General features: G+C 68.3%; 16 protein-coding genes. 11 read left to right on the top strand and 5 right to left on the bottom strand.

The genetic code is table 11. The annotated features are described in order from the left end of the window. Positions 1-307 precede the first annotated feature (307 nt). Entirely contained in the window at positions 308-697 is a 390-nt protein-coding gene (locus H288_RS35305) for a hypothetical protein (protein WP_158684258.1), read from the bottom strand. A gap of 15 nt (positions 698-712) precedes the next feature. On the opposite strand from H288_RS35305, the gene H288_RS0128505 reads away from it, so the two are divergent. The 3 genes from H288_RS0128505 to H288_RS35300 are packed head-to-tail and all read left to right on the top strand — an operon-like array spanning position 713 to position 5,042. Then, positions 713-991 carry a hypothetical protein gene (locus H288_RS0128505; protein WP_020095986.1) on the top strand — a complete coding sequence of 93 codons (279 nt, stop codon included), beginning with the start codon at positions 713-715 and terminating at the stop codon, positions 989-991. 43 nt (positions 992-1,034) lie between these two features. Beyond that, positions 1,035-2,999, top strand: coding sequence for a hypothetical protein (locus tag H288_RS0128500; RefSeq protein WP_026605370.1), 1,965 nt, complete (start codon positions 1,035-1,037; stop codon positions 2,997-2,999). Continuing rightward, entirely contained in the window at positions 3,000-5,042 is a 2,043-nt protein-coding gene (locus tag H288_RS35300) for a hypothetical protein (protein WP_020095985.1), read from the top strand. Here the strand turns inward: H288_RS35300 and H288_RS0128490 are convergent. Then, positions 5,006-5,221, bottom strand: a complete 216-nt coding sequence (locus H288_RS0128490) for a hypothetical protein (RefSeq protein ID WP_020095984.1) — start codon at positions 5,219-5,221, stop codon at positions 5,006-5,008. The two genes, H288_RS35300 and H288_RS0128490, sit on opposite strands and share 37 nt — an antisense overlap. Before the next feature lie 146 nt (positions 5,222-5,367). Between H288_RS0128490 and H288_RS0128485 the strand changes: the two genes are divergently transcribed. Next, on the top strand, positions 5,368-6,525 hold the full coding sequence (locus H288_RS0128485; RefSeq protein WP_043713296.1) for a hypothetical protein: 1,158 nt from the start codon (positions 5,368-5,370) through the stop codon (positions 6,523-6,525). 66 nt (positions 6,526-6,591) lie between these two features. Here the strand turns inward: H288_RS0128485 and H288_RS0128480 are convergent, their stop codons facing one another. After that, positions 6,592-6,954: a hypothetical protein gene (locus H288_RS0128480; protein WP_158684257.1), complete on the bottom strand. Its 363-nt coding sequence runs from the start codon at positions 6,952-6,954 to the stop codon at positions 6,592-6,594. A gap of 172 nt (positions 6,955-7,126) precedes the next feature. Here H288_RS0128480 and H288_RS0128475 point away from each other — a divergent pair, with 172 nt between their 5' ends. The 4 genes from H288_RS0128475 to H288_RS0128460 are packed head-to-tail and all read left to right on the top strand — an operon-like array spanning position 7,127 to position 8,272. Next, a complete protein-coding gene (locus tag H288_RS0128475) occupies positions 7,127-7,387 on the top strand; it encodes a hypothetical protein (RefSeq protein WP_245274582.1) in 261 nt (86 codons plus the stop codon). A gap of 48 nt (positions 7,388-7,435) precedes the next feature. Continuing rightward, entirely contained in the window at positions 7,436-7,630 is a 195-nt protein-coding gene (locus H288_RS0128470) for a hypothetical protein (protein ID WP_020095980.1), read from the top strand. A 45-nt stretch (positions 7,631-7,675) separates the two neighbouring features. Further along, a complete protein-coding gene (locus H288_RS0128465) occupies positions 7,676-7,948 on the top strand; it encodes a hypothetical protein (RefSeq protein ID WP_020095979.1) in 273 nt (90 codons plus the stop codon). A 24-nt stretch (positions 7,949-7,972) separates the two neighbouring features. After that, positions 7,973-8,272: a pyocin activator PrtN family protein gene (locus tag H288_RS0128460; RefSeq protein WP_020095978.1), complete on the top strand. Its 300-nt coding sequence runs from the start codon at positions 7,973-7,975 to the stop codon at positions 8,270-8,272. A gap of 427 nt (positions 8,273-8,699) precedes the next feature. On the opposite strand, the gene H288_RS0128450 is transcribed toward H288_RS0128460, so the two are convergent. Beyond that, complete coding sequence (locus H288_RS0128450; protein ID WP_020095976.1) at positions 8,700-9,173, bottom strand: hypothetical protein; 474 nt, start codon at positions 9,171-9,173, stop codon at positions 8,700-8,702. Positions 9,174-9,415: 242 nt separating this feature from the next. Beyond that, positions 9,416-10,900 (bottom strand): PAS domain-containing methyl-accepting chemotaxis protein, encoded by a 1,485-nt coding sequence (locus tag H288_RS0128445; RefSeq protein ID WP_020095975.1) that lies wholly within the window; start codon positions 10,898-10,900, stop codon positions 9,416-9,418. 328 nt (positions 10,901-11,228) lie between these two features. Here H288_RS0128445 and H288_RS0128440 point away from each other — a divergent pair, with 328 nt between their 5' ends. The 3 genes from H288_RS0128440 (at position 11,229) to H288_RS34345 (ending at position 12,447) form a co-directional block, all read left to right on the top strand. Beyond that, positions 11,229-11,654 carry a hypothetical protein gene (locus H288_RS0128440; RefSeq protein WP_020095974.1) on the top strand — a complete coding sequence of 142 codons (426 nt, stop codon included), beginning with the start codon at positions 11,229-11,231 and terminating at the stop codon, positions 11,652-11,654. Between the two features lie 93 nt (positions 11,655-11,747). Beyond that, on the top strand, positions 11,748-12,041 hold the full coding sequence (locus H288_RS0128435; RefSeq protein WP_020095973.1) for a hypothetical protein: 294 nt from the start codon (positions 11,748-11,750) through the stop codon (positions 12,039-12,041). A 148-nt stretch (positions 12,042-12,189) separates the two neighbouring features. Then, positions 12,190-12,447, top strand: coding sequence for a hypothetical protein (locus H288_RS34345; RefSeq protein WP_081636562.1), 258 nt, complete (start codon positions 12,190-12,192; stop codon positions 12,445-12,447). Positions 12,448-12,896: the final 449 nt, after the last annotated feature.

The raw sequence follows: 12,896 nt of genomic DNA, 5'->3' as shown, positions 1-12,896 counted from the left end.
CGCGCGTTATAGTATTATAACGCCATGGAGGCAGTTCATGCGCCCGCTCATCTATTGCGACACGATCACGGTCCGTACCGACGCAGACCTACGCCGCGCCATCGACGCCGCAGCTGAGCGCGAGGGAGCTTCGGCCAGCGAGTGGGTCCGGCGGGCACTCGGCTCCATCGTCAGAACAGACGGTCCGCCTCGTTCGCCCACGCCCGCTGCGCCGGCGGTCGTTTTGCCGGTGGCCGCATGATGTGCGTGCACGACATGCATCTACAGGATGGTGGCGGCCCAAACCCTGACTTCGTGATCGGCGGCGTCAGCGCTCTGCACGAAGCACTCGCTCAGCTTCTCGTAGAAGCGCGTCGCGCAGGTATTCCGGAGGCGCGTCTCCAAAGTTGCCTCGCTCCAGTTTGGCGATTTGCTCGCGAAACCGGCGCCGCCGAAGTCCCTTCGGTCGGAGGCTCGTCATGACGGCCTCCAGTACCATGCGCAGCGCACGTTCGCGGTCCAGCGCGTCTGCCAGATCGCGGGCGTCGCGGCGTGCAGCTCTGTCGATAGCCGCATTCACGGCACGGAGCGCTTCGCCCGTCGACTCTTCGATGCTTGGCGGCTTCCCGCTCACTTTTAGCTCCATCGGTTCGGTTGGCACCGCCGATGTAGCGCGCTCGCTGGCTGTTGCCGCCGACGGCCGGCCGAGCGTCGCCATTGCGAGGGCTGCCTGATGGCTGAGGCAGCCGGGTCTCTCGCCAATCGCGACGTGCCAACCGACCTGTCGGGTCTGTCCGCGCACGAAATGCAGACGTTGGCCTGCCGGACCGAACTGGCGACCCTTCTCCGGGGTATCCAGGGCGTCGCCGGCTTGGCGGCCTGCAACCTGGAAACCGGCGGGTCCGTGCAGGACCTCTGTGGCCTGTTCAGCGCCCTCGGGCAGCTCGACGCGAACGCGACCGACCTCGCTGGCCGCTACGGCGTCCTGATCTCCACCGCGGGCTCGGCTTGATGCTCGGCGCCTTTTCCCATCTCTCGAACACAGGGGCACGCGGATGAGCGGCGGTCCTTCCTTCCTCGGTGACCTGGGCGGCTTCGATCTGGGGAGCCTTCTCGAGCAGTTGCGGATGGCTCCGCAGGGGTTCGACCCGCAGGCGGCTACGCCAACCCCGACGATGGGGTTCAACCCGACCCCGCCGCAGCCGCTCCCGATCCGTGGTGCGGGCGACGACACGTCCGGCCATGGCGTCGGCTCCGTCGATAAGCGCCAGCCGTCGGTAGCGATGGGCGAGGCTCAGGTGCAGGCGCTCGAACGCGCTCAGGCCGGTCCGCAGGATCTCGCGGCGCTCGGCGGCTCGCCGGTCGACCGGCTGCTGTATGACCGGAGCGGCTTCGGTGGCGGCCCCAACGGGTTCACCGGCTCGGCGGACCCCTACGGCGCCCGCAACGTGCCGCTGCCGCCCTCGCGGCCGTCTGATGCCGACCTGCTGGCTGCCCCCACGGCGACGGGCTCCCTGTCGCCCGCGCGCCGGCCGACCGGCAGCTCGAACGTCGCTCCGGCGCCAGGGGTGACGGCGGCCGACACCGGCAACCCGGCATCGAGCAACCTGCAGCCCGTCAACAGCTTCGACCCTCTGACGGGTCAGCCCGTCTCGGGCTCGCCAAAGTTGATGCAGGCCCCCGGTATGGGCGGCCCCGCGAATGGCGGCGGTCAGATGCCGTCGGCGGGTGGCGCCTCGCAGGGCGGCAACTTCCTCGAGCGCTTCGCCCAGGGCCTGAACAACCCTGCGATCGGCAACCTGCTGCTGAACGTCGGCATCGGCCTCATGTCGAACCGGGGCTTCGGCCCAGGCATCGCGGCAGGCCTCCAGGGCTACCAGCAGAGCCAGACGGGGTCGGTGAAGTCGCTCCTCGAGCAGTACAAGCTGCAGCAGGACATCCAGGGCCAGCAGGCGACGCGCGCGTTCCTGCGGAGCAAGGGGCTATCTCCGGCCGCCGTCGAGGCCGGCACGCTCAACCCGTCGCTCCTGGCGCAGATCAACAAGGACCCGCAGCAGTTCACGGTCGGCGGCAACGTGTTCCTCGGGCGTCCAGATCAGGACCCGTCGACCTGGCAGAAGCTCGGCCCGAGCGCCGGCCCGCCAAGTGGCTACCGCATCGCGGCTGACGGCCAGAGCCTGGAGTTCATCCCCGGCGGCGAGGCCGACCCGGCCGTGAAGGAGCGGAACGCGAAGGCCGTCGCCACCGACAAAGAGCAGACACCGCTCCTCGACATCGAGGCCCGCCGAAAGGTCGGCATCCCCGACAACGACACGCGGGCAGCCTGGGCCGACCCGAACGGGAAGGTCACGTTCAACGATGGCCCGCCGCTGATCCAGGGGCGTCCGGGGCAGACCGTCTACGAGCGCGGCTCTCTCCGGCCGCTCTTGACCGTGCCGCCGGCCAAGCCCGACGGCTACGACACGGAGACGAAGCTGCGAGGCGAGTTCTCCAAGCAGCTCGGCAGCTTCGCAGACGTGCACGACGGCTACGGCCGGCTGATCGCGGCCACGAAGCAGCGGCAGGAGAACCCCGGCTCCGTCTCGCCGGCCTCCGACATCTCGCTGATCTTCGGTTACATGAAGATGCTGGACCCCGGCTCGGTCGTCCGCGAGGGCGAGTACGCGACGGCCAAGAACGCGGCTGGCATCCCCGAGCGGGTGACGAACGCCTACAACAAGGCCCTGAACGGCGAATTCCTGACGGACACCCAGCGGCGCGATTTCCTCAATCAGGCGTCCGAGCTGTACGGCACCGCCCGCAAGACCGCCGAGGGCGTGGCCGACCGCTATCGCAACCTCGCCACGTCCTACGGCGTCGACCCCGGCCGGTCGGTCTACCTGCCGGACGCGCCGACCCCTCCGAGGATCGGGCAGCCAAGCCAGTCCAGCGGCGGTGCCGCGGCTCGCTTCCAGGCGCTGATGAATAGCGGCATGTCGAAGGCCGACGCCTTCGCGCAGATGCGCAAGGAGGGCCTGTAGATGGCGGGCGGCGTCACCTTCGATCCGGCCGAGTTCGAGGCGTTCAAGCAGGCTACCGGAGCGCCGGCCGCACCTGCGTCGGGTGGTTTCGACCCGGCCGAGTTCGCCGCCTACAAGGCAGCCCAGACCGGGACGGACACCGGCCGCGAGGCTGGCGCCATGAACGCCGCCGCCCGTGGCTTTGTCGACGGGATCCCGATCGCGGGCCCGTACATCCTCGGCGGGATCGATCGCGCCGACGCGGCCCTGCGGTCCTACCAGGGCGGTACGGACTACGGGAGCGAGGTGGCGAAGGCGCAGCGGTACGGGGCCGATGTGAAGGCCGCCCACCCCTACGCCAACACCGCGGGCGAGGTGGCCGGCGGCATCGCCGGGACCGCGCCCCTGATCGCAGCGGCGCCTGCCGCATTCGGGGCTGGCACGGGAGGTCTACTCGCCCGCTCGGTATACTCGGCTGCGTCGGGGTCGGGGCTTGGCGCGGCAGACGCAGCGGTCCGAAGCAATGGGGACCTCAATGCGGCCGGACGCGGAGCTGTAGTTGGGGGCACGCTCGGAGCCGCTGCCCCCGCTGCCGGTGCTGCTCTCGGCGCTGGGATCCGGAATTTTTACGAGATGATCGGCTCCCGCATGGGGCCTTCGAGCGGGTTCAGCCCGGCCGCAACGCGGGTCTTGGCAGAGGATGCGGCCAACTCGGGCGGCGTACCGCAGATCCGTTCCCGTATGGGCGTACTTGGATCCGACGCGATGCTGCTCGACGCCTCGCCCTCGTTCCAGGGGCAGGCGCAGGGCCTCGCCGTCCGGCCGGAGACCCGGGAGGCGGTGACGGCGCCGATCGTGTCGCGCGCCGCCGGCATGACGGATCGGCTCGCCACCGACATCAACGGGGCGTTCGGCCCAGCGGTCAGCCCGCAGACCGCCACCAGTGCCTTCGCCTCCGCGCGCCAGATCCCCAACCAAGCCATCGGCGATGCCGTGCGAGGCGCTGGCCCGATCGACACGACGGATGTGCTGGCGAACCTCGCCGACCGCCTCCGGACCGCCGAGGGGCCGCAGCGCGCCGCCCTGATGCAGGCCCGCGGCATGCTGATGACCGAGCACCCGCTGACGGGCGCCGCCATCCCGCAGACCAGCGCGGAGAACCTGCAGAACGCCAAGGTCGCCCTGTCGGGCATGATGGAGCACGGCGCGGAGTCGTTGGGCGTGCCGCGCGGGTCGGTGGCGCAGCGAGAGGGCGGGCTCGGCGCCACGGTGGCCGACCTCAACCGGGCCTTGCGCGACCAGGTGCCGGGCTACGGTGCGGCCAACGACGTGTCGTCGGCGCTTGCGCGGCGCATGGAGGCCGTCGAGGCAGGGTCCCAGCTTCTACGGGGCGGGCAGGGCGCCACGCCGCCTGCCGACCTCGCGGCGCGCCTTGCCGGCATGTCTCAGGGCGAGCGGGACGCGATGGCGGTCGGCACCCGCGGGGCGATCGACCAAGCCGTCGGCACCCGTCGGAACGATCTCACGGCGATGCAGAACCTGCTGCAGGGGGAGGGCGGGTGGAACACCGCCAACCTCGCACAGGTCCATGGGCAGGCGCCGGTCGACCGCATCGTCGGGGCCGTCAACCGGGAAGCGGCCTTCGATCAGGCCAACCGTCGGATCGTCGAGGGTTCGCAGACCGCACAGCGGACCCAGGCTGCCGACCGGGTGGCTCCGCGCACGACGCTCGGCAACGACATCGGCGGCACGGTCGCGGGCGCGATCGGCGGCCCTGCCGGCTGGTTGGCTGCGCAGGGCGGTCGGGTGGCGCGGTTCGGCATCAATGCCGCCGGGCAGGCCGCAGACATCGCTCGAAACCGCCAGCTTGCGGATGCCGTGACCCTGACACAGGGCGACCGGCTGAACACCCTGTTGAATGCCATCGAGGCGCGCGGGGCGATGCAGCAGCGGGCGGCGGCTCTCGGCAACACCGCAGGGCGCGGCGCGCAGGCAGTGCTCCTGTCTCAGTCGGAGCGGGCGCGGCCCTACTTCCCGGCCGCCCTGCCAGCCTTCTCGCGGTAGAGGAGCACGCCGGCCGTGATCCAGAGTGCCACGAAGAACGCCCAGAACCCACCTTGGCCGAGATGGTCGAGCATCCACCCCTGGATGGAAGGAGCGGCCGCATTTGCTGCCCACCCAAGCGCCGACATCACGACGGCGAACAGGACGAGGGTGGTCAGGATCTCGGCCGTGCGGCGCATGCCTGAGAATGTGGCCTCGCCCCTTCGATCTGTCGATAGGCGCAGAAGCGGCCTGCAGAGGCCGTCCGGCCGATCCGCAGCTAGGCGCGTCGCAAACCCTCGAACGCCGTCAGCGGGCCGGATTTCGCAACTGAGGGGCATTTCGGATGAGTGATGGTGGTTACGGCGGCATGCCCTCTCTCGCGGGCGGCGATCTTGGACTGAGCCCGTCCATCCAGGACTGGCTTCTGCAGCAGGCCCAGGCGCAGCAGCTCGCCCAGGCACAGGCACAGAACGGTGTCGGCCAAGACGCGCCGTCGGCCACGCCTCCGGGCTTCACCGGCTACAACCCGCCGACCCCGCCGACCGGCGCCCCGACGGGCGTTGTGCAGCCACAGGCACAGAGCCTCGCCGCGGCAGCCATGAGCGCGCTGGGGCCGAACAGTGCCGCGGCCGCGACCCCGGATCAGGGCGACATCCGGAGCCGGTTCATCTCGACGCTGCAGCAGGGCGGTCTCACGAACCCGAACGGCCTCGGTGCCGTCGCGGCCTACGCTCAGCACGAGAGCCGCTATAGCCCCTCGAACATCACCGGATCATGGTCGGACCCGAGTGAGAGCGGTCAGGCCGGCACCTCGGGCGGGATCCTGTCGTGGCGCGCTGATCGGCTCGCCAACATGCGGGCGTTCACCCGAGGTGCGGCCGACCCGGTGGTGGCGCAGGCCAATTTCCTGCTGCAGGAGAACCCGCAGCTCACGCAGGCCCTGCAGAACGCCAGGAGCCCCGAGGAGGCCAACCGCCTGATGGCGGATGCGTGGAAGTTCGCGGGCTACAACCGCCCTGGCGGGGAGAACGCGGCCCGCCTGGCGACCACGCAGGCTTATGCGAACAGCTTCGGCGGCGGCGGAGGAGCCTTGCCGGCGCTGGCAGCCTCGCGCGGAGGCTCGATGGGGTCGACGGCGCAGCGCGGCGGCTTCAGCTTGAACGGGATCGTCGGCCAGGGGTCAGCCGTGCCGGGGCAGTCGTCGCCCATGCCGGGCGTCGCCTCGCTGTCCGCTCAGCCGACGACGCTCGCGCCGGATCCGGTTGGGTTCTCGTCGGACCCGGTGGCCCAGCCCCAGCAGCCGAGCAACCAGTACGCCCAGATCGGCAACGCCCTAAAAGCCGCGGCGGCAGGCCAGCAGAAGCAGGGGCAGAAGGGCGGCGGGATGCAGCTCGCCCAGCCTGGGCGGCCGAGCCCCATCGGCCTGCAGCAGGCGAAGGCGATGTTCGACCCGGGCCGGTTCTATGGGGTGCTGCGCGAGGCAGGGGTTCGTGGCGTCTGAAGGCGGTGCCGCCGAGATCTGGGCGGCGGATAGGCCCTGAAGAAGCGGCTGGGATCGCCCGAACCCTTACCGCTGTCGCCCGATCAGGCCTCGCATTCTCAGGCTGTTCAGGTAGGCCCGCTGGAGAGGGCACCAGAACGCGGCACCGCTCTCGCGGAGCGCCGCCGTGTCTTCGGTCTCGGCGACATTCATAGCCTTCAGCAGCCGATCCTGGCCGAAGCGGTCGAGCGACTGCGAGAAGAGCGTGGTTCCGATCTCCTGCAGCTGGGCCTGATCGACAGCGTAGAACGGCGCGCAGTTCCGGCCGATGAGGGTCACGCGGACAATCATCCGTGCGGCCTGGTCGAGGCGACTGGCGTCTTGAGGCAGCGCAGCTTCAGGCGCCTTGGCTGGCCCGGCGACCGCGTGGCCGCTCGTGAGCGTGAACATGATCAGCGCACAGCGTGCGACAGAGCGGCGACCGCGGGCGAGAGATCGAGCGTGCGGAGCCAAACCCTTTCGCGGGGCTGGCGTCCTCTGCCGCTCGCAGGTTTGGCCGCGCTGGTCGGACATACGCTCAAGATGGCGAATGCCACCGGTGGTGTCGATACGGACCTTCCGCATGATCAGCACGTTGGTTGAGATGAACGCTCATCAAGCACCTGCGCCGGACGTCGTCCGCCTCGCTCTGACCGAGTCAGCTCTCGCTGCCGCTGACAGCCTCTGGCGAGCCGAGATGCAACGGAACTATGGGCCGGACGGGGTGCTGATTTACGCCTTTTCGCCGGAAGGCCAGGGCGGGCTCGGAACGACCCTTCGGCAGACCTATGAGGCTCGGCGTGTCGCGGTCGCGCTTTGGCGCCACGAGCGGCATCGCGGTTGAAGAACGCGTCGCATTGCGAGGCATGTACCGGGCCTTTACAGGCCGCCCATGCCCGACAAGCTCGACGCTCTCCTCGAACGCCTCAAGGCGCACCAGCGCGCTCTCATCCTGGCTATGGCCGAGCATGACGGCCTGCCGGCGCAGAGCGCGATCCGCCAAGTCGCTGAGCTGGAGAACGTGATCGCCGCGGTTGAGGCTGTCGCGGACGAAGAGGCACAACAGGCGCACCGCAGCGTTCGGTAGAGGCCGCCAGCGTTGGCGGCTTCGGTACGAAACCTGGAGGCGCAGATGCCAAGGCAGCAACCAGGGGCGCCGAAGCGGAAGCCGCGCTTTCAAAACCGCGAACCGACCCTCGTCGAGATCGAGGAGGCAACCCTCTACTCGGCCTATCTCGTGGAGAAGCTCGGCGAGCAGTACGCCCCGATCATGGACCGCCTTGTCATCGAGCTAGAGGAAGCTCGGAAGCGGGGCGGCAGCCCTACGGAGAGGTCGAAACGGATCCTAGACGAAGCGGAGGCAGACGGTCGGCTCGCCGCCGTGAACATCACGCGGAAGCGCTAAGAGCCTCACCCCGCGGAGAACACCATGAAGGCCCGTAGCATGCGCCTGCCCGAGCCGAGCGCGCCCACGACGGTCGCCATCCTCCGCGAGCAGTACGGTCCGCGGGTCATCATCCCGCTCGACCGCGTGATGGAGGACTACTTCCCCGGCGTGTCGCAGGAGCACCTGCTGCGGCGGGTCAGCGAAGGCAAGCTGAACCTACCGATCGTGCGGATCGACGCCAGCCAGAAGTCAGCCAAGGGGGTCGGATTGATAGACTTCGCAGCCTACCTCGACCAGCGAATGGAAGCCGCCCGCAAGGAGTGCCGCCAGCTCTGCGAGTAGCCATGAACTACAACGGCGCAGCAACCCGTGAGGTCACTGCGCCGCTGGATCGGGCCGTCGAGGGGGCGAATACGGCCTTGAGGGAGGGCTACGCCCGACGCCGCCTCCGCGAGGTGCGCCTGAGCACATCCAAAAGGATGTGGCTCGGTAGCGACAGGGATCCGCCATCATCTGTGGACAGCGCAAAGTGCCCCCGATCCGTCAAGGTTCAGGAGCGAGCGTGCTGACCTCTCTCCCGATCCGGCGTCGCCATGTTCGCCAGCCCTCACGCCTTCGTCCTGCACCATCGCGAGCCCTTAGCGGTGCTTCTGTCATCGGCCCTGTTCCTGGCGGGCGCGCTGCCCCTGTTTTGGGCGGTCGGATAACGACCCCGGCGCACCCAGAATTCACCTCGGCCCCCCGTTAGTAGAAGCCAGCCGATGACCGCTCAGGCGGCGTCATCCGATGACGGCTTCCGGCGCTTCGAGCCCGGCGGACGGGGCGTCGTGTTCGTCCAAGGCATCGTGCCGTTCGGCCGGCGCGGGATCGACCGCACTTTGCCTTTGGCATCGCCCTTTCGTTCGGGGCGGGGACCCTGGCAGCCGCCATCACGCCACGCCCGAAAAGTGCGGCCGTAGATCCACTCCTCGAAGTCATGGTCGGCCCGGACGATCATGTCGGCGATCACCCGCTCGGCCTCCTCCTTGTTGAAGAGCGCTTGGCCGAGCAGGGCGATCGTGTAACGCCGTATCTCCTGGGGGCCCGCCAGATGCGGGTTGCGATCCATGGCTCGCAGCACCGCGTGCAGCACCGCCCTGCCGACATCGTCCCGCTTCGGCGTGCCAGTCTTCAGGCGGTTCTGACGGCGCTCGGCCTCGGTCTCGGCGTGGGCATCGAGGCTGTGTTTCAGCCGCTTCGACATCCCCTTGCGGGACTTCCGGGCCGCGGGTGTCCAACCTGGACGTCTCGGGGTGGGTTCGGGGGTCTCGTTCTCGTCCGACATGGGTGCGCCTCCGTGTGAGAGGCCCCCTATCGATACCGGATCGACGCAAGACACAAACGGCCAAGCCGCGCAGGTCTTTGGCCGTGCCATCGGCTGACCCGGTGACGTCATCGGATGATGCAGGCTCGGTCAGCCGCTGATCATTCGAGGTATTGGACTCCTTAGCAGACCGCGTGCGCCGCCTCGCGCACCTGGCGAGTGGCTGCGTCGACCTGCTCGTTGGCCCGCGCGATTGCCGCCATGCCGCCCGCGATGGTCCCGACCCCGCGCGCGGCCGTGTGCATGCTGCCGGAGATCTCTTGAGTCACCGCCGACTGTTCCTCGACGGCCGCCGCGATCGCCGCCGAGACCTCGTCGAGCGCCCGGATCGTGCCCTGGATCGAGCCGATCGCCGACACCGCCTCACGCGTGGTCGCCTGCGTGGTGGTGATCTGGTCGCGGATCTGATCCGTGGCCTTGGCCGTCTGCTCGGCCAGCGCCTTCACCTCCGACGCCACGACGGCGAAGCCCTTGCCGGCCGTACCCGCCCGGGCCGCCTCGATCGTGGCGTTGAGCGCGAGCAGGTTGGTCTGGGCCGCAATGCCCTGGATCATGGTCACGACGTCGCCGATCTGCGCCGCCTGCCCGCTCAGGCCCTCGACGATGGTGCTGGTATGCCGGGCCTGCTCGACGGCCTCCCCGGCCATCCGCGCCGCGTGGCTAACCTGCTGGCTGATCTCGCCCACCGAGGCCGACAGTTCCTCGGCGCCGGAGGCCACGCTCTGGATGTCGCCGGAGACCCGACCGGCCAGTTCGACGGCCTCCGCGGTCCGGCGGCTGGTGCCCTCGACCGCGGTGCCGATCGCGTCGAGATCGGCGCCGATTGCCCGCTGCGCCGCGATGCGCCGGTGGCGCTCCTGGACCTGCGCGGTGATGTCGGCGGCGAACTTGACCACCTTCAGGACGCAGCCGCTGGCATCGAGGATCGGGTTGTAGGTCGCCTGGATCCAGACGTCGCGGCCTCCCTTGGCGATGCGGCGGAACTCGCCGCCCGCGAACTCGCCTCGGCCCAGACGCGCCCAGAACTCGCGATAGTCGACCCCTGCCTGCTCGGTCGGATCCACGAACAGGCTGTGGTGCCGACCACGGATCTCGTCGAGGCGGTAGCCCATCGCGTCGAGGAAGTTTTGGTTGGCGTCAAGGATCGTGCCGGTCGGATCGAACTCGATCACCGCCTGCGAGCGGTGCAGAGCGGCGATCTGGCCTTCGAGGTCGAGCATGCGCAGCTTCAGCGCCGTGACGTCGGTGGCGAACTTGACGACCTTCACGACGCGCCCCGCGCGGTCGAGCACCGGGTTGTAGCTCGCCTGGATCCAAACGTGCCGACCACCCTTGGCGAGCCGCTTGAACTCGGCGGTCTGAAACGTGCCTCGGCGTAGGGCATCCCAGAACGCGCCGTACTCGGCGCTGTCGCGGTAGCCCGGTTCCACGAACAAGGCGTGATGCTGTCCGCGCACCTCGGACAGGGTGTAGCCCATGGCGGTCAGGAAATTGGCGTTGGCCGTGAGGATCGTACCATCAGGCTGGAACTCGATGACCGCTTGCGAGCGATCGAGCGCGTCGAGCTTGGCCGCTTGATCCGCAGTTCCGCGGGTTCCGCCGAACATGATCGTACTCCTCCCAGAGCTGTCTTTGCTCGGCAATCAGATCGGTCAGCGGGCAACGGAATGACCCGCTACCGTGCTCCCGGCACGTTGTGAAATGCACAATACAATTGCGCTCAAGTATTAATTTCTGGTTAAAATCAAAATATTTACTTATACTCGCCCCATTGCGGGCGGAATTATCGTTTAAAATCAACAATCAAAAGGCCGTGATCTAGAAAATCAACCTGCGCTTGAAAATCAAATTTTGCGCGTGTACCGCAGCTTTCGGCATCTCAGCGCCCCACTTTGCCGCTACGCTTCTTCGCGGACCGGTGGCACAAAGCGTCCTATGCCGATCCGGCCCGAGCACCGCTTCTTCTACCCCATCGACTGGGCTCAGCTCTCGGCCGTGATCCGGTTCGGCCGGGCGAAGGGATGCTGCGAGGGGTGCGGGCGGCCGCACGGGCGGATGGTCTACCACCTGGGCGACGGGCGCTGGTGGGATGCAGACGCCGGTCGCTGGCGCGATGGATGGGGTAGGCGGATCCGGATCGCGGCTGAGGCCGACATCCTTAGGCAGGCGCGCCGGACCCGGGTCGTTTTAGCCGCCGCACATCGGGACCACGACACCTCGAACAACGCGGATGCCAACCTCGCGGCCTTCTGCCAACGCTGCCACATGATCCACGACCGGCCCGAGCATCAGCGGCGGCGATGGCGCACGCTGTTCCGGCGAAAGGCGCTCGGGGATCTGTTTGGCGGACCCTACGCCTAGATTTCGGTGGGCGCCGAGTTCGGTGTGACTCTCAGCACCGAAGACCGGCATGTCTGGACTCATGGTGCCCTCATCGAATGACGGGAGGACACCATGCGTCAAACTTTTCTGCGGACCGGCGGTGCGGCTGCCCTGGTCGCTCTGGCACTCTGCGCCACCCCACCGGCCGCTCAGGCACGCGGTATCGGCGCCGGCGGGGCCGTGGCGCTGGGCATCCTCGGCGCTGTCGTGGCCGGCAGCGCCATCGCGTCGGCCAACAACGGGTACTACCAGGGCCGGCCGGTCTACGCTGCGCCCGACCCGTACGGCGCCTGTCACTTCGAGCGACGCGCGTATGTCGATCCGTATGGGTACGAGCATATCCGGCGGATCGAGGTCTGCGAGTAGGCCGGGCCTACCCCGGGAGGCTGAAGATGATGCACTTAAGCCCGTTCTGGACCTCGGCAGGACCGGAACGGCAACAGGGTCTTAACCACAACGGCGTAGGCTTGTTTGCTTAGATGTGGATCCATGCAGCAACCCGCACGGAACGAGCATGCTGACGGTTAGCCAGCAGACGTGCGAAGTGCAGGTCGATGGGGCTTGGCACCAAATCGGCCTCGCCGAAGCGCGTGGGCTGTACACGATGGCGCAGAAGCGTTGCCCAGCCTGTCACGGCCAGGTGATTGTCGCCGGAACCTACATCGGCGCGGGCCGTCTAAAGCTGCAGCATCGCCGGTCACATATCGGTTGCCCGCTCAAGCCTGACACGTACACCGGCACACCGTCACTGCATCCCCAGGCACTGGCCTGACGATCGCTCCGACCCGATCTGATCAAAGCGCCGATCGGCCCGCGCTGCTTGGCTAGCCGCCAACCGCCAAGGCGTCCGTCACCAGCCGATTGACCGAGCCGTCCCGCCGCGCCTGCCGCAGCACGATGCGGGCTGCGGCCCGTGCATTGGCGGCCCGAAGAAGCCCTTGCGGGCTGCCGTCGCGTAGGGCGCGCCATGCCATTTCTCGGAACCATCGGATATTGGCCAAGGCCACGGCGCGATGATGTGTATGCGGCCCGCGTTGCCGCGGCCCGGCTGCAATTTTAGCATGCATGAAATCAATCCTGGACGGAGAAATACGCCCGCCCGCGAACTGATTTGGTGCTCGCACGATCAGATACAGAGATCAATACTTTATTTAGGGGAAAGGCGACGAATGCCTTCCCGGCAGCCTAGTCGCTGCAGCTGCATCGTCGCCCAGCAGCCAC

Source organism: Methylobacterium sp. 285MFTsu5.1 (assembly GCF_000383455.1).
Lineage (GTDB): Bacteria > Pseudomonadota > Alphaproteobacteria > Rhizobiales > Beijerinckiaceae > Methylobacterium.
Note: the sequence above shows the minus strand (reverse complement) of the source record. Positions and strands in the feature narration are given on the sequence as shown.